At 56.7% G+C, this 16,190-nt stretch carries 12 protein-coding genes; 8 read left to right on the forward strand and 4 right to left on the reverse strand.

Features of this window, described 5'->3' with window-relative positions:
* Together OLTU_RS18265 and OLTU_RS18270 are read left to right on the forward strand one after the other, a co-directional pair.
* Positions 1-3,216, forward strand: a 3,216-nt coding sequence (locus OLTU_RS18265) for an Lcl C-terminal domain-containing protein (protein WP_218110114.1), incomplete at its 5' end; no start/stop codon positions are given.
* A gap of 150 nt (positions 3,217-3,366) precedes the next feature.
* A complete protein-coding gene (locus OLTU_RS18270; RefSeq protein ID WP_141734201.1) occupies positions 3,367-5,070 on the forward strand; it encodes a Hint domain-containing protein in 1,704 nt (567 codons plus the stop codon).
* Between the two features lie 35 nt (positions 5,071-5,105).
* Here OLTU_RS18270 and OLTU_RS18275 read toward each other — a convergent pair whose 3' ends face one another.
* Entirely contained in the window at positions 5,106-6,002 is an 897-nt protein-coding gene (locus tag OLTU_RS18275) for a hypothetical protein (RefSeq protein WP_141734202.1), read from the reverse strand.
* 39 nt (positions 6,003-6,041) lie between these two features.
* Here OLTU_RS18275 and OLTU_RS18280 point away from each other — a divergent pair, with 39 nt between their 5' ends.
* Entirely contained in the window at positions 6,042-6,743 is a 702-nt protein-coding gene (locus OLTU_RS18280; protein ID WP_141734203.1) for a PulJ/GspJ family protein, read from the forward strand.
* Positions 6,730-7,467, forward strand: a complete 738-nt coding sequence (locus tag OLTU_RS18285) for a prepilin-type N-terminal cleavage/methylation domain-containing protein (protein WP_176736741.1) — start codon at positions 6,730-6,732, stop codon at positions 7,465-7,467. The genes OLTU_RS18280 and OLTU_RS18285 overlap by 14 nt, the downstream gene beginning before the upstream one ends.
* A gap of 4 nt (positions 7,468-7,471) precedes the next feature.
* Here OLTU_RS18285 and OLTU_RS18290 read toward each other — a convergent pair whose 3' ends face one another.
* Complete coding sequence (locus OLTU_RS18290) at positions 7,472-9,154, reverse strand: FecR domain-containing protein (RefSeq protein WP_141734205.1); 1,683 nt, start codon at positions 9,152-9,154, stop codon at positions 7,472-7,474.
* A gap of 118 nt (positions 9,155-9,272) precedes the next feature.
* On the opposite strand from OLTU_RS18290, the gene OLTU_RS18295 reads away from it, so the two are divergent.
* The 3 genes from OLTU_RS18295 to OLTU_RS18305 are packed head-to-tail and all read left to right on the forward strand — an operon-like array spanning position 9,273 to position 13,446.
* Complete coding sequence (locus OLTU_RS18295; RefSeq protein ID WP_218110115.1) at positions 9,273-11,138, forward strand: PP2C family protein-serine/threonine phosphatase; 1,866 nt, start codon at positions 9,273-9,275, stop codon at positions 11,136-11,138.
* Between the two features lie 14 nt (positions 11,139-11,152).
* On the forward strand, positions 11,153-12,643 hold the full coding sequence (locus tag OLTU_RS18300; RefSeq protein WP_218110116.1) for a hypothetical protein: 1,491 nt from the start codon (positions 11,153-11,155) through the stop codon (positions 12,641-12,643).
* Entirely contained in the window at positions 12,637-13,446 is an 810-nt protein-coding gene (locus tag OLTU_RS18305; protein WP_141734208.1) for a hypothetical protein, read from the forward strand. The genes OLTU_RS18300 and OLTU_RS18305 overlap by 7 nt, the downstream gene beginning before the upstream one ends.
* Positions 13,447-13,448: 2 nt before the next feature.
* Here OLTU_RS18305 and OLTU_RS18310 read toward each other — a convergent pair whose 3' ends face one another.
* Both OLTU_RS18310 and OLTU_RS18315 read right to left on the reverse strand, forming a co-directional pair.
* A complete protein-coding gene (locus OLTU_RS18310) occupies positions 13,449-13,973 on the reverse strand; it encodes an SRPBCC family protein (RefSeq protein ID WP_176736743.1) in 525 nt (174 codons plus the stop codon).
* A gap of 13 nt (positions 13,974-13,986) precedes the next feature.
* Positions 13,987-15,135 carry an FAD-dependent oxidoreductase gene (locus tag OLTU_RS18315; protein WP_141734210.1) on the reverse strand — a complete coding sequence of 383 codons (1,149 nt, stop codon included), beginning with the start codon at positions 15,133-15,135 and terminating at the stop codon, positions 13,987-13,989.
* 190 nt (positions 15,136-15,325) lie between these two features.
* Between OLTU_RS18315 and map the strand changes: the two genes are divergently transcribed.
* Positions 15,326-16,081 carry a type I methionyl aminopeptidase gene (map, locus tag OLTU_RS18320; RefSeq protein WP_141734211.1) on the forward strand — a complete coding sequence of 252 codons (756 nt, stop codon included), beginning with the start codon at positions 15,326-15,328 and terminating at the stop codon, positions 16,079-16,081.
* Positions 16,082-16,190: the final 109 nt, after the last annotated feature.

Below are 16,190 nucleotides of genomic sequence, written 5' to 3' on the forward strand. Positions count from 1 at the left end.
GGTGACATCGGTTGCGTGGCGACAGCGAATTTCACGGCAGCAGCCACCACGGGCCTCGCTGCGAAAATCGTGTCGGGAAATACAGTGGCTGGTGTCTCCGGTTCTGCCGTTGAGGAATCACACAGCGCCTGTGCAGCCGATGGGGCCACTGGTTGCGTGGCGACGGCTACTTATACTGCGGCTCTGACCACTGGCCTTGCTGCAAAAATTGTATTTGGAAACACCGTCGCAGGTATCGCTGGTTCAACGGCCGCCGAATCCCACATCGCATGTGCTGCGGATGGGGCCACCGGTTGCGTTGCCAATGCTTCGTATACCGCAGCGGCAACGACTGGACTGGGTCCAAAAATTGTTTCGGGTAACACAGTCGCAGGTGTTTTGGGTACCGCGACTGAAGAATCTCACAACAACTGTGCGGCTGATGGCGCGACGGGTTGCGTGGCGACGGCCACTTACACAGCGGCTCTGACCACAGGCCTCGCTGCAAAAATTGTATCTGGAAACACAGTCGCAGGCATCGCTGGTTCCACTGCTGCCGAATCCCACATCGCCTGTGCTGCGGATGGGGCCACGGGTTGTGTCGCCAATCCTTCCTATACGGCAGCTGCGACTTCGGGTCTGGCTCCAAAAATTTTGACGGGAAACATAGTCGCAGGAGTCTCCGGCTCCGCAACGGAAGAATCTCATAACAACTGTGCGACGGATGGTGCCACCGGTTGTGTGGCGACTGCCACTTACACTGCAGCCCTGACCACAGGTCTTGCTGCAAAAGTTGTAACGGGCAACACCGTTGCTGGTGTCGCCGGTTCGGCCATTGAAGAATCACATGGCAACTGCGCGGCTGACGGCGCCACCGGTTGCGTGGCGACCACCACATACACGGCTGCTCTCACCACCGGCCTCGCGGCAAAAGTGGTCTCCGGTAATACCGTTGCTGGCATTTCAGGTTCCGCCACTGCAGAATCCCACAGCAACTGCGGAGCGGATGGTGCCACCGGTTGTGTCGCAACCGCAACCTATACTGCAGCCCTCACCACGGGCCTTGCGGATAAGGTTCTTTCCGGTCAGACCGTGGCTGGCACTGCGGGTAATGTGACATTGCCCGCAACCAATGTGGTTTACACAGGAACTTCCTATGGAGTCGGCGGCAGCGGCAGCACAGGGACCTTGACTCTTCCTGCTGCAGCACAGGTTCGGTCCGGTGCCGGTGCCTTTGGTATCGGTGGTAATGGAACCACTCCCACGCTCGGAGATTGCGCCAGCGATGGTGCCACGGGTTGCGTTGCGGTTGGGCCTTTGATGGCAGCCGCTGTCACCACCGGCCTGGCTGCAAAGGTTGTAACAGGCCAATCGGTAGCCGGTGTGTCCGGTAGTGCCATCGCCGAATCCCATGGCAACTGTGCCGCGGATGGTGCGACCGGTTGTGTGGCGACTGCATCCTATACAGCCGCCGCCACCAGTGGACTCGCTCCCAAAATCGTAAGTGGAAATACCGTCGCCGGTATACCCGGTTCGGCCACTGCTGAGTCGCATGGCAACTGCGCGGCAGATGGCGCCACCGGCTGTGTCGCGACAGCTTCGTATACGGCAGCCGCCACCGCAGGTCTCGCCGCAAAAATTGTCACGGGCAACACGGTCGCTGGCATTCCCGGAACAACCGCTGCGGAATCACACAATAGCTGCGCTGCGGATGGTGCAACCGATTGTGTAGCCAATGCATCCTATACGGCCGCTGAGACCAGTGGCCTTGCCGCGAAAATCGTCAGCGGTTTCACTGTCGCTGGCATCGGCGGCTCCGCGACCGCGGAATCGCATGGACTCTGTGCAAGCGATGGGGCCACCGGTTGTGTCTCCACGGCCTCGTATCGCGCAGCGGATACGTCCGGACTGGCCAGCAAGGTTCTTTCGGGTCAAACTGTGGCGGGAACGCCCGGTAACGTCGTCCTGCCTGCGGCTGGCAATGTTTTGAGCGGAGTCAGCTTCGGTGTCAGCGGCACCGGCAGCAACGGTACGCTGACGCTTCCCAACGCCGCCAACGTTCGCGTGAGCAACGGCAGCTACGGTATGGGTGGATCAGGAACAACGCCAACTCTGGCCGATTGTTCCACCAACAATGCGACCGGCTGCGTGACGACCAGCACCTATAAATCCGCCGACTTCACGAATATCACCGCGGGCAATATCAAAAAGGGTGTGCTCCTTGCGGGCGTGACCGGGGATTATCCATCGTCCACCAACCCTCTTTCCGGGAATACCGGCACCGGTGATTTGACCTTGGCCACGTTTAATGCCCAGATCAAAGGTGCAGCTGATTTCGAATGGTTTGATTCCACCGGTGCCCTGCACACTGGGACCGGTGATACTGATCTTACCGAAGCCAATATCGCAGGGAATGCCACCATCTTTGGTACGACAGGGACCATTGCCGTGTGCACCGGCGATGGTCAAACAGGTTGCTTGACCACCAGCACTTATAAATCGGTTGACACCTCGGCCCTGTCCGCCTGGGATTTGCGTTATGGCAAAACCGCTGGTGGTCTGACAGGACAGATCCGAACCCTTTGTCAAAACCGGATCAACTCCGCGGTTTATAACCAGGATGCCATGCCTAATAACAACGCTGGCACCGCCGGCACAAGTTACGACTGGTGGGACAGCGTCGACAACTGGAACAACAACAGCGATGTGCTGCCCACGGTTAACCTGCCCGGTTTTGGAGATGGCGCGACCTGCGATACAACCACAAACATCTGGATGGATATGACAAGTGATGGCACGTGTAATGCCAATACCGACGACTGCGTGTTCTACGATCGTATCACGCAGCAGTATTGGTCAGAGTCCTATCCGGTCACAGGAGCCGCACCGGGTATCACAGGCTCCACCTGGTCCAATGCTGTGGTGCACTGCAATGACTTGGAGTTTGGTGGCTTTACCGACTGGCGCCTGCCAACCATGAATGACATGCAAACAGCTGTTATGCATGGCATGCGCGATATCGGTTATAAAGGTGGAACAGCGGCGACGACCCGGAACAATAGCTTTTTCATATCCAATGTGGATGATCACTACTTCTGGTCCGCCACGACTTCGTCATCGGCAGCCAACGGTGCGTGGCGTCTGTTCCTGGCTGATGGGGTGACACAGGGCATGAGCAAGAATGCGGCGTCCACCGGAGCCTATTTAAACACGGTGATCTGTGTGAGGGGGCCTTAATCCCGATCATCCAGGTTTCACTCTCAGGTGCGCAGGGGGTGCTTTAATGCTGCGAGACAGCTTCACCATTTCCAGATGTCAAGCAGGCCGAATTGAGTCGCATCACGAGTTTATTCAATGAGTATCCTAAGGGAAATCTAGGGGAAAAGCATGAAAACACGAAATCAGGACGGAAATATTTCTCTGACACTCGCCATCGGCGTGATCGGAGTGATCGCTGCGACGACCCAGTTTCGCAGCGTTATGAACACAACCCGCGAGGCCGATCGTCATCGCCTGCGAACGGAAATGGAAGCCCAGGCTTTGTCCAGTCTCAGCCTTTATAAAGGGCTTCTCAGCTCGAACAGCGCTGCCAATGGTTTTGGCCTATATCCTGAGCCTTATTTGGTTCCGAATCCGAAGCTCACCCAGTTTGCCAGTAAAATACCAGACAATACCAAATTCCTGGCCCAGAATCAGACCGTGACCGTCGCGCAACCCCACAGCCGTATATTGGATAACGCGAAACTCACGAGCATCATGACTGGTACAGCCCGGGCGATCGATTTCTGCAAGGGCACCCAATGCGCGCGCCATGAGATCAAACTCCTGGGTTTTAACCGTGATCTGGGCAGTGCGAATCCAACGCGCATTACCTCGGCGGATGTGGAAATTTCCACCCTGGTGCGGGACGAAAAAACAGGCGCGGATGTGAAAAAGAAAATCCTGGCTCAGGTTCCGATCGAAGCACCGCGGGTGACTTCGGCTGTCTTGCGGCTCTCCGAGGTGGAAATAACTTCAGGCTCAGAATCCCAGGTCGCCTCCGCCGATGCCGGTGACCGGCAAAAATCCGTGACGGTCGACGTTCCCGATCTCTCGGCGGAACTGATCGTCGGCGGTGTGGCGGTTTCTGGTGAAATTTACATCTCGGAATTGGACGAAACATACAGCAGTGACGATCCGTCGAACCCTGGCATCTTTCCCAAGCACGGCGCGATCTCGATCACCAATCCAGGTGCGCGGCTGGTGAAAACGCCTGTTTTTACCGTCGAGAATGGCAAGAGCTATACGATCATAGGTCGGATCGAGGGTGTGGATGAAGCCGCACCACCGCCTGAGCTGCGCTTGATCCTGGACGTTGAACTTCCGCCGCCACCCGATCCCTCGATCTGCAAGAGCAAGTGCGCGAACACTTCGGTCTGGTATGATGGGCCATTCAAAGGGGAAAACGGTTCCTATGCCACTATGATTCCTGGCAAGTGGTCCTGCATGCAGCATAATAGTCTGCCCAATCCCATCGGAGCCCCCATTTATTCCTTCGATCCAGCCAACGGCTGCCAGCAGGAAGGACCCGTGGGTTTCCGCGACTCGAAAAAAGGCTGCTTTGTCGCTGGGACTCGGATTCGGATGGGCGATGGAAGCCATAAACAGATCGAAGATATTTTGCCGGGCGATCAGGTTTGGAATCCAATCCTGCAGCGTGCTTTCCGCGTCAAGCGCGTGACCGCCGGCCCGGAATCAGACAGTCTCCTGCGCCTTAACTTTGGTAAAAATCGAGAGCTGATCGTGACGCCGGACCACCCCTTCCTTGATCGTTTCGGAGGCGTGGTTCAGGCTCGAGAGCTTGCTGAGATCCTGACAGCGGAAGGCGTCAGGACCGCGGTCAGCCAGGAGATTATCAAAAATCCTGATCGGACTGTTTTCAATCTGGAGATTGAGGCTCCGACCGGCAATACCCTGGCTCATTTTCTGGAAGCCAATGGGATGACGGCAGGAGATCTTTGGCTGCAAAACAAATTGAAGCAGGCAAACTATGCCACGGCATTCGACGAGGCCGCCCGGGAAAAGCTCAATTTGAGCGCCGTGCTCCAGTGAGGCAAAGGGCAGGCCGGATGGGGCGCCATGCTCACTCAGAATTTCAAGTGAGGCAGCGGGCAGGCTGGATCGTTCTGAGGCAGATCAATCGTCAGCTGCTTATCTTCAAAGCGGGCAGACTTGGATCCGATTCCCACATGATGCTGACTCACGTTCTCGGCGAGTTTGCGGGCCTCGCCGGACGGGATGCCGACCGCCGCCAGAGCCCGCCCCAGAACTTTGGGATTTTTCGCAAGCTGACGCGACGAATCGAGGAGCGCCAGCCGCGGACCTTCCTGGATGAATTGAAAGTAGTAAACCTTGTCGATCTCACGGCGAGGTTCTTTTGGTTTCAAAGCTTGATTGACATCACCGACGCGAGCTGCGTGGCAGGACTGCCTCTCGTTCACGTCGCTGCAAATATAGAGGCCCAGCGGCCGCAACTCCTCGCTGGCCTTCCATCTCAGAGTCAGGGACTGCCCGACGAGCTGTTCGACATTCAGTTTTTGATAGACCACGTTCTCGCGGCTGCTCATATCGTCGAGGGCCAGGATCAGGCTGCGCACACCCCGACGTTTTTGGTCGATACGAATCAAATCGAGATCGCCCATTTCACAATGCTTGTGAGTCGCTGTAAACTTGATCGGGAGTTCCCAGTGCCCATTGACCTGTTTGATGGGAAGGTTACGAAATCCGGCCTGCCTCGCGAGACCCGCAGCCTTGATGGCCTGGGTCTCCTCTTTGAGCGTGGGGCCCGGCGTTTCAACAGGATCCTCGACCTTCAGCTTGGGCTCCTGCGAGGCGCGCGCGGATAACTTTTGCGATGGGGCGGATGAGGATGGCTCCGAACTTTTCTTCTGCGGTTTGAAGAAGAAAAAGAGCAGGCCAAGTCCCACGATCAGAAGAACCAGATTTTTCATAGCCACCTTTTTGGAAAACCAAACTCGTCTCATGTTAACGTATTCTTGGGCGACTCACCACATGGGATTCATATGAAAAAACCCCAGAACAGGCCAGAAGACAATCACGAAGCCGGTTTCAGTCTCATCAGCGTTTTGATCGCGGTGGCCCTGATCTCATTGATTGTGATGTTCGCCAGTCGCGCCCTTGTCGTTACAAAAAAGGCCAAGGTTTCTGTGAAAGCTGGTGAAGGTTATCAGCAAATCATCGCGGTACTTGATGATTCCTTGAAAACATTCATCAAGACCAATATCACCAGCGCCTCGGTTCCTTGCGGGGATCCGGCATCGTTTTTCGCAAGCCAGTCCTTCCTCAGACTCTACACCAGCAATCGGTCGAGTGCACTGGCGGCTGTGCCCTCCGGGGTCAACAGCGGAGCCTGGAACAATCTCTTCAGCCGCGAACTTGCAGCCAACAGTTTCGCAGGGTCATCCCTGAATCGCTGCCCGCGCGTGGAAAGGGGAGCCAATGGCCGCTTTCATTTTTGTCTCAATATCCTGCGGGACACGAGTCAGCCCCAGGAGAGCCTTCTGAGTTCACCGCTGGCCTTCGTCGAGATCGCGATCCAGCTGAACGATCTGCAGTCCGGCAATGTCATCAACTGTGCCGAATATCTGGATCCCAATCGCAGCTCCGCAGGGGCCAGTGTCGATTACATCCTCTTCTGGGCCCATGCGAATGGCACCGAACTTGATCTTAAAAAACGGAGTGGCTCACTTTATGTCAACAAATAAGCGTAGACCTCGGGCACCCGGACGCGAAGCGGGCTTCAGTCTGATTGAATTCATGATCACAAGTCTGATCATCGGCGTGATCGCCTGGCTTTCCAGCAGCTATTTCGGCAAAGCGCAGCAGCAGGCCGCCCAGCAGGTGGCCCAGGATCAATCCCTGAAAATGAAACAGTCGCTCGCGAATATGCTCAAGCGGGATCTGGCCTTTGTCGTCAACCCGTCCGATGTGGTGATCAGTTCCCTGCACGAGTTGACGATCAAGCGTCCGAAAATGGTCCCTGGCAACAATCGCCCCGACCTTTCGCAAAGCTATCAGGTTCGCTATCGCGCGGTCTGCACGCCCATTCCATCGACGCTGCAAACTCAGCTGTCCGGCTTGAGTTTTACGAGCCTGGCCTCAACCCAGCAGGCTCGTTCCAGTTGCGCAAAGAAAGCGGCACTGAAGTGTGCGGGCGGAACCTACCCCCAGCTGCGCATCGAGCCGGACGCAGGATCCAATATTCCGGTGTATCCAGGCTCCGCCTTTCCAGACCTCACGCGCCATCCTCACATTCATCAGGCACCGCTCGGCGTCATGCCCTGTTTTGAGCAGAACGGCAATCAGATCACGATCGGTCTCGATGTGTTTCATGCAAAAAGTGCAGGCGGGCTGAGCCTTGACCTTCTGGGAGAACGATATTTCATGGTGATCGGCAATGTCAGCGACATGGTCATCCAGCAGAAATAAGGGCTCAGTTCCTGTTATAAAGGATTTCGACCGGCATGCTCATGAAGTAGGGATCGAAGTTACGGATGAAGGCACGGGCCGCCGAATGCGTTTTGAAAAGATTGCGATCCAGCTTCAGCACCCGGGTATTCCGCACATAATAAAGATCACCTGCACGTTGGGTTTCCTTATTCAGATCAAAGGAACCCTTGCCGCCAAGGAAGGCCTGATGGGAACCCTGATACACCAGATCCGGTTCCAGTCTCCTGATCAGGCCTTTGATCACACGTTCATCAGTCACATCCGTTGTCGCGACAATACTCTGACCGCGCACGAAATGGATCGCGGTTAAACGCGAGGCCGCGTGCAATGGCTGCACGGTAAAAGCTCTGGCGCCGCGCACATAGCCTTCCAGTTCCGCCAGCATGAGAGGTTCCAGGAGGTGGAGCGTGACGTCCGCGCGGGACAGGAAAGGCGTGCGGATCCACTGATCGGTGGGTTCCACATAACGCCAGCCATCCATCAGCAGGGTCATCGCCTGGCGATTCTGCAAACTGTGCAGGGTCACCGCGGTTTTAAGATCAGCCATGCGCACATCGTCTTCGTTATCGCCGCGACGCATAAGCCCGCTTTCGATCACGAGCTGCAGACCCTCGAGGTCCTTTTGTGGCAAAAGGCTCTGCAGTTCACGCAGATAGAAGAACATGCCCAGTGATCCCGGTTCGCGTTTGACGATGATCGTTTGCTTCGTACCGCGAAGGCTGATGCGCAGGATGGTCTGCCAGCGCTCCGGGTTGAAATCAGGTTTGGGGCCCGCGAGGGGCAGCACCAAAGGAATCTCCAATGTTTCCTCGATGGAATCCACGGCCCAGAAATCCAGCTGGGTATCCTTCAGGCGCGGCGGAACCAGCTCCTCTTCCGGTTCATCCACCAGCGGCAATGTTTCGGGCGCCGGCGTTTCATCCATGCTTTCCGGCACGGTTTCAGATTCGGGCACCTTCACGGCTTCGATCGTCTTGATACGGGGTGCTTCGACAGGCGGTTCGGGGCTGACTTCGATCACAGCCGGAATCGGTGTGTCCGCAAAGGATTCATCCAGCTGCTCATCGAGTTTGGGCCGGGCGCTGTCCTCCAGTTTCGCGAGGCTGATGGCGCCTTTGGCATTCTGAACACGCACGGTTTCGGGCCTGGAAGCCTGCGCTCCGGCACCAGCCTGTAGCTTGAACTGGCCCTCGAGTCGGGAAAGGTCCACGCTGTAGCGATTGGTTTGAATGGTGATGGGTTTGGCCGCAGCCAGCCTGATGCCCGGTTTGGGCGTCACAGGTTTTTTGCTGGACGCCGGCTGACCCCCCTCGGCCTGGACCTCCAGCCCACCTTTGATCAAGGAGATGGTCATGCCGGGGATCACCGTCTGCGCCTGCAGTTTGATTTGCGTATCAGCCGGTAGAACAATGGTGGCTCCGTTGACGAGCAGGAGTTCGGCCCGGCTGTTGGTCCCGGTGGCAATCGCATCAAGCGCCTGCAAATGGCTTCCCTTCCGGGCCGAGGTCCAGCCAAAGCTCCCCGCCGGTCGAATGGAAACATTTCCCTGAATCCTGGCCACGTGAGCCAAGGCCCCTTCCTTTTTCCCCACCTGGTGTGGCCAGACGATCCAGGCGACGGAGAAGGACAGAGCCAGGAGCCAGAGCATCAGCATGCGAAGTGGCATGATGCAACCTCCTGGTTCCCTCTATCGGTAAGATTTGCCCGGTCTGAAGGCATTCAGTATTTTCCCGATCATACCGAAGATGCAGAAAGGAAATATCAGGATTACCATGGCTTTTGGAATGCGACAAAGCTTCGGCGCAAAAATCTTTGTTTTCACCATCGTGCTCGTGCTGACCGTGGTGGGTTCCATCACGTTTAAAAACAGCCAGGCGCTGCGGGAAAACCTCGACCGGCAGTATCAGAGCAGTCTGATCGATGGCACGCAGCTGCTGGGCGAAAAAATCTTCAGCCTCCTGACCCGCTGGGACAATCGCCTGAGCTACCTCGTGCAGGCGGTGCTGACAGCTTCGGGCAAGACCCGCACGGAACTCATCGATGGCTTCCTCGTCAGCGAAGAGGGAGCGCAAAGTCTGCAAATTTTCCGTTTGAACCAAAAAAATGAAATGGAAACCCTGGTCGAGCGTGTGAATCCCGAGTATCCCGTGATCCCGGCCACCTGGTGGAAAAAGGCTCTCGGCAACAACGAAGTTCGTATTCTGCAGCATCCGCAAATCGCCAGCGAAGCGGTGATGATCCGGCGTCTCGCGATCCGGGGCTCGACGGAAATGCTGCTGCTCGTGCTGGGCTTTGAACTGCGGGTGATGCCGATGGCAAATTCGGAGGATCGCCGGGTCCAAAGCTTTCTCCTGGATGAAAACTTCCGCGATATTATCACCCGCAAGTCCTATCGTTCCATCGTGCCGGTCAAAAGTTTTGTAAGCAAGGCCCAGAAGCTGATGCATGGCGATCTGGGCGCTGGTTATCTGGGCGAACTGAAAACCCCGCAGGGTTCCTACTTCGTGGCTTATCATCATGTGCCCGGCTATCCTTTGCATCTGGTGACCCACCAGGACAGTTCCGCCATTGATGAAGCGATTCGCGATTTCCTATGGGACATGCTGCGCTGGACGGTGCTCTTCGTCCTGATCGCCCTCTTCTTCTCGTCCATGATCCTGCGCAACCTTCTGGCGAACCTCCGCGAACTCTATGCCGCGACCATGCGCCTGGGTTCCGGTGATTTCAGACACACGGTGAGTGTACGCTCCAAGGATGAATTGGGTCAGCTCTCAGCTGCCTTCAACCTCATGACGCGCAAGATCGTCAATCTGCTGGCCGCCGAGCATGAAAAGGCCCGCCTGGATCAGGAACTCTCCGTGGCCCAGTCCGTGCAAAACACCTTCTTTAAAGAGCAGACCTTCCGCAACCGGCATCTGCTCCTGACCAGTTTCTATCAGCCGGCTTCCGAGTGCGGCGGCGACTGGTGGGGTCACTATCCTTTGGGCAATAACCGGGAGCTGATCGTCATCGGCGATGCCACCGGCCACGGTGTGCCGGCGGCCCTCGTCACAGCCATCGCCTATGCGTCGACCCATATCCTTGCCGAACAGATCATGGCGGGAGCCTTCGCGGCGAATGATCCGGCCGCCATCCTGCGAACCTTGAATACCCTGCTCTATCAAACCCTGCGTGGCAAACTCTGCATGAGCTTCCTGGCGCTTTTAATCGACAGTGAAAACCGCACGCTGACCTTCTCCAATGCCGGTCACCCGTATCCGGTTTTGATTCCAGCCAACGTGAAGGATCCGAGGCTCGGACCGAATCCCAAGGTGCCCTATCGTTATCTTCTGCAAAAACGAAAATCGTCCTGCATTCTCGGTCTGGAAAAGGACTCGGTTTTCTATAATGAAACGGTCAATCTGGTCGCAGGTGACAAGATTATTCTTCATACCGATGGCCTGACCGAACTGGAAAACGCGGACGGCAAGCAGTGGGGCGCACGACCCATGAAGGTGTTCCTGCAGGCCCACGCGCACGAGGATCCTTTCACGCTTTGCAAGGCCCTGATGAAGGATGCCATCAGCTTTAACAAAAAGGCTCAGGTGTTTGACGACGACCTGACTCTGCTCATTCTTGAGTTCAAACAGGAAGAGTTCATGGCGGCATGAGATATCTGTGGATCATGATGTTATTCCTCTCGCTGCCTGGGCATGCTGCCGAGGAATATGTACCCGTTGATCCCAAAAATCAGAAAGCCTATATCCGTCTGCAGGACGGCGCCAAAATCCTGAGCGGCGAAACCAGCCAGGCGCAGTGGCTGCGTCTCTGTCAGGGCCTGGGTCAGAACCTTCTGGCCAATAACAGTTCGCCCGGTTTCCTGGCGGAATATCTGTGTCAGCGTGAGGAAAAAGAGCCGGCGGGCGCCGCGGAAGCCTCCTGGCGCATCACCTTTATCACCCGCCCGAAGTTTATCGATATCGACATTCAGTTTCAGGTCAAAGGTCAATGGACGCCCGTGCAGACCTTCAGCTTTCATCTCGAAGGGGAATTTCTGGAGGACCTGCAGAAGGCCAGCGTTCTCCGTTTCCTGTCCCGCATGATCCTCGAAAGTCTGCCCACCGGCTGGATTTACACGCACAAAGCCGGCGGGAAAACCACCGAACTCATCATGCATCCGGATATGCCGCTTCTGCCCGAGGAACTCCTGATCTATCAGCTTCACTTTGTTCCCGGCCGAAACCTTTGGCTGCCAAGGGTCAAGGCGCGCCTCCGTCGGACCCAGGAATTCCGCAACCTGGAGCAGGGTCGGGCGGAGAGTTTTGAATGGAAGCGGACCTATGGCACGCTCAAGGACGGGGAGCGGTACTGGATTCAAAACAGCGAGGGTCGCAATCAACGGCAGGCGGAGTTCGAAAAGAAAATCAACGGCGAAACCCAAGGATTTTCCTTACTCAATCTTTTGGATCGCATGCTCTTCGAAAGTTTCACCTCGAACTATGCGGGCCTGCGCTACGGTCATTCCTTCGTGCAGGGCGACTCGGTCATCACGCAGACCTCACTTATCTCGCTGCTGCTCGAACTGCGCAGCGGTCCCCTCTCGGGCCTTCGATGGTATTATGATCTGACCCCTCAGGCGCAGCAAACCCGCTTTGGTTTGCAGGAACATTTCGAAATGAGTCGCGCCTCGCTCGGCTGGGCCTGGGAATTCACGCCGCCAGAATCCTGGCAGTTTTTGATTTCGCGCATCGACCTGCAACCCAAGATTGGGCTTCTCAATTTGGAATCCGAGCTGGCTGTCCAGAACAGTCTGGGCGAATACCGGCTGACCCGCTTTGAAGCCAAACAGGTTTTGAATTTGAACGCGGAACTCGGTCTGGAAAAGGAACTCCTCTGGATGCGCAGCCGCCTCTGGGCTTCCTACAGCTCGGCCCAGGCCGGTCTCGTTCAATCCAATAAGGTGTCGGTCACCAGTTCCCGCGTCGGGGTCGATGCCTACTTTGATCTGATGAAACGACCAGGCTGGGATCTGAAAATCATGGGCTTTGGTTTTGCGGAGCGCCTGTCCCTGGAACGCGATTCCGAAGACCTTGAGGCCAGCGCCAGCGATCTGGCCATCCGCGAATTCGGTTTCAACCTGCTCTTTATCGGGGGAGGCATCACCATATCATGGTAAAAATGTTCTTCACCATCCTGCTGCTCGTTACCGCACCTTTGCATGCGGATGACATTCCCGATCCTCTGACCTGGTGGAACAGCCTGCCGGAATCCAGCTGGCAGGAGCAGCCCACTCTGATTCGACACCTGACCATACGCAGCACGCCGAACCGAGCCAAACGCTGGGATCGGCTCATGCAGGATTTTTCGAGCCTGGGTTTTCTGCAGTATGTCCCCACCGAGGACGCGGATTTCATGCACCGCCTGAATCCCGGCGCGGAACTCGCCGACCTGCCCCAGGAACTCCTGCTGGATCCCGAACTTTTGCAGATGGTGCTTACGGATCGCGGATCAAAAATGGGAATTACGGTGAACAGCCGGAAGGATTTTAAATCCATGAGCACCTGGGCCATCACGGGCCAGGATCGCCGTAACGCGGCCAGCATCCTCGCCTGGCTGTCACGCAATCTTGGTTATGATGCCGTCGTGCTGGATGCCCGCGATGGTTTGATCCTGGCCGGTCTTTTAAAAAACAGCAGTGAACTCGGTCAGGGTTTGCTGGTGAAACAAAGCGCCAGGCGCTGGGTTATCAAGGAAACCCATTCCCGCGGCGAGGCTCTGCTGCAGATGCTGAAAACCAATGGTTCCCTCGCTGTCTTCGAAGTCCTTTTGGCCAAGGGCACAACACTCAATGTTGAAAAAGGCTCGAAAATTCTTCTCGGACAGAACAATAACTGGATGAAGATCATGCAGCAGCCTGAGAGGGAGGTTCCTCAACCCAAGGCTGCTCCTGCAGCTCCGGATTCAAAGTCAACGCCATGACCTCAGGATGTCTGCCCTTCGATGCGTGTCTTCAGACGCGCCAGGCCGGATTCAAAATCCTTGCCGAGCATAGCATCGAACATGAGGCCGAAATAGCGTTGAAAATAAGGCATTTCCTGTTTGTAGTGCCAGGTGACTTCGGTTTCACCGTTGCCGGTATCCGCAAGGCGCCAGCCGGTCAGAGCCTCAGCAGGAAATGGGTCTTCAAAAGTCAGAAGCACATCCACCTGCTCATTCTCCTTGACGCTTTGAATCAGCATGCTCCCGCGCCCCACTTTTTCTCCGGACCAGGAATAACGTGAGCCCACACCCAGTCCTTCCACCTGCGAGGTGGATTCCGGCTCCATCGGACTCCAGGGATCCCAGCTGCGAAACTGATTGAAATCGATCAGAACCGCGTAAATCGTCGCCGGCGTGCTGCGGATCAGCACTCGTCTTTCCATCGAGGCCTCATGAGGCAGGATACTGGGGAACACGAGCAACGCGAAGACCACGGCGAGCAGAACCAGACCAATTTTTTTCAGCATGCGGGACGTCCTTTCATGGATGAGATAGACCGACTTCGGGTTTATACATGCGGGCGAAACTCGCCTTCTGTAACCCGGCTGGCACATGTTTCACACAAAAATCACGCAGACTCTGCTGCCATGGTTTTTTCAGATGGCAGATCGATTGAAACGACCAGGACTGTCGCACGATCCAGAGCGCCTTGTCCTCGCGGACGGCAAGGTAGGCCTCCAGAGCAATGGGTTCCGCATCAAACTTTTGCAAGGTCAGGCCCAGGGCCCAGGCATCTTCAATGGCCTGGGCTGCACCCTGACCCAGGTTCGGAGTCGTGGCATGCGCCGCGTCGCCCATCAGCGCAACGCGACCGCGGACCCAGTTGGCCGTGGGCTTGATATCGCTGATATCGGTGTGAATCAGATGTGCGACGTTCGTGCGTTCGACGATGGGCTTTTGTTCCGGAAAAGACTCCATGAGCTGCAGGGCATGGGCGTGGCATGCTGCGGGGGTTCTTTGTTCCTGCGGCGGGGAATCGAAGGTCAAGTACCAGTAAATCTCCGCGCTCGTGATGTGCGAGTAACCGAAGCGACAGCCGGGTCCCCAGATCTCCGCCCCGACATGCGGATCCTTGAGCAGACCTGGCGCCTGGGCAATGCCACGATAACTGCTGGTCCCTGAATAACGAAAGGTTACCGGCGGGAAAAACTGCGATCGCACCTGGGAACGCAGGCCATCCGCGCCGATCAGAAGCTTTCCGGTCAGGGTTTCGCCATTCTGCAGAGTCACCTGCACCCGATCCCCTTCCTCGCGCATGGCCGTGATGTTGACTCCAAACTGCAGGATTTCCGACCCGAGATCCCGCGCGAGAAGTTTTTGCAGCTGCGCCCGATGAATGGCGAGCAGAGGTTCCGCGCCAGCCTCCATCGTGGCCAGGAGTCCACTGCGCGTGGAACGCAGTTCCACCTTGTGCATGGGCCAGCCCAGGGGCAGAAGGTCATCCAGCAGCTTCATTTCCTTGAATGCTGCCTGGGCATTCGGGGCGAGCTGCAGACCCGCGCCCACTTCATTGAGTCCTGGACTCCGTTCCAGGACGCGGATTTTAAAGCCGGCTCGGCGTAAAAAATGGGCGCAGCTTAGACCGCCGATGCCGCCTCCCACGATGATGACATCCCACTCCTGGACCATTTGTCGTTCCTTATCATGGTCTAAAAATACCAGTGTATCCTGAAGCTTGGCGGACGTCACTCTCCCTGAGCAGGAGGACACACGGAATCACCTTTTCCTTAACCGCATGGGGGGGGTGCACCGGACTGCGAAATGGAGTATGATCGCCGCATCGACGTGGAAACAGGAACGACGGGAGGACACCCAACCCATGACCATCGAAACTATCGAAGAATTGGAAGGCCTGAAACGCATTGGCCGCATTGTTGCCAATTGCCTGCAGCATATGGCCCGCAGCATGGAGCCGGGCATGACCACGCGGGAGCTCGACACCATCGGCCGGGATTTCCTGGCCGCTCACGGCGCACGGTCGGCTCCGGAGCTGCTGTATAAATTTCCCGGCGCCACCTGTATCTCCGTGAATCACGAGATCGCGCATGGCATTCCGGGCAATCGGGTGCTGCAGGCGCGGGATCTTGTGAATATCGATGTGTCTGCGGAACTCGACGGACTCTTCGCGGATACCGGTGGCAGTTTTATGATTCCTCCCGAAACCAAGCCCAAACGTCAGCTCTGCGAAGCCACCCGGGAGGCTTTGAATGAAGCCATAAAGGTGGCGCGTGCCGGTGCTCCCATTCGAGCGATCGGGGCCGCGGTTGAGGCAACAGCCAAACGGCGTCGCCTGACCGTCATTCGCAATCTCGGCAGTCACGGCGTCGGCCGCGCCTTGCACGAGGAGCCGGAATTTATCGCGCCGTTTCATGATCCCAAGGATAAAAGGCTATTGAAAGAAAACATGGTCATTACCATCGAACCTTTTCTGTCCAACGGCGCTCACCATGCCGAGGACAGTTCAGATGGCTGGACGCTCGTGACCGAACCCAAATTTGTCACCGCACAATACGAACACACCATGGTCATCACCAAAGGTGCGCCCATCATCGTAACCGTTCCGGACGCGGTGTAGGCCGCGGGTCCATCCCGGCCGGTCGTGCCCATGGCGGCCGGTCCTAGTTCGTCCCGACATAATTCAGGCTCCGGACAATCCCTTCATGGTCTCTGCACCCCGACGCCGT

Source organism: Oligoflexus tunisiensis (assembly GCF_001748245.1).
GTDB lineage: Bacteria > Bdellovibrionota_B > Oligoflexia > Oligoflexales > Oligoflexaceae > Oligoflexus > Oligoflexus tunisiensis.

Bases quoted from the DNA above. Each gene is read 5' to 3' on its own strand.
- OLTU_RS18280 (WP_141734203.1), top strand. From the start codon at position 6,042: ATGAAAAAACCCCAGAACAGGCCAGAAGACAATCACGAAGCCGGTTTC.
- OLTU_RS18310 (WP_176736743.1), bottom strand. From the start codon at position 13,973: ATGCTGAAAAAAATTGGTCTGGTTCTGCTCGCCGTGGTCTTCGCGTTG.
- OLTU_RS18305 (WP_141734208.1), top strand. From the start codon at position 12,637: ATGGTAAAAATGTTCTTCACCATCCTGCTGCTCGTTACCGCACCTTTG.
- OLTU_RS18275 (WP_141734202.1), bottom strand. From the start codon at position 6,002: ATGAGACGAGTTTGGTTTTCCAAAAAGGTGGCTATGAAAAATCTGGTT.
- OLTU_RS18300 (WP_218110116.1), top strand. From the start codon at position 11,153: ATGATGTTATTCCTCTCGCTGCCTGGGCATGCTGCCGAGGAATATGTA.
- OLTU_RS18290 (WP_141734205.1), bottom strand. From the start codon at position 9,154: ATGCCACTTCGCATGCTGATGCTCTGGCTCCTGGCTCTGTCCTTCTCC.
- OLTU_RS18285 (WP_176736741.1), top strand. From the start codon at position 6,730: ATGTCAACAAATAAGCGTAGACCTCGGGCACCCGGACGCGAAGCGGGC.
- OLTU_RS18315 (WP_141734210.1), bottom strand. From the start codon at position 15,135: ATGGTCCAGGAGTGGGATGTCATCATCGTGGGAGGCGGCATCGGCGGT.
- OLTU_RS18295 (WP_218110115.1), top strand. From the start codon at position 9,273: ATGCGACAAAGCTTCGGCGCAAAAATCTTTGTTTTCACCATCGTGCTC.
- map (WP_141734211.1), top strand. From the start codon at position 15,326: ATGACCATCGAAACTATCGAAGAATTGGAAGGCCTGAAACGCATTGGC.
- OLTU_RS18270 (WP_141734201.1), top strand. From the start codon at position 3,367: ATGAAAACACGAAATCAGGACGGAAATATTTCTCTGACACTCGCCATC.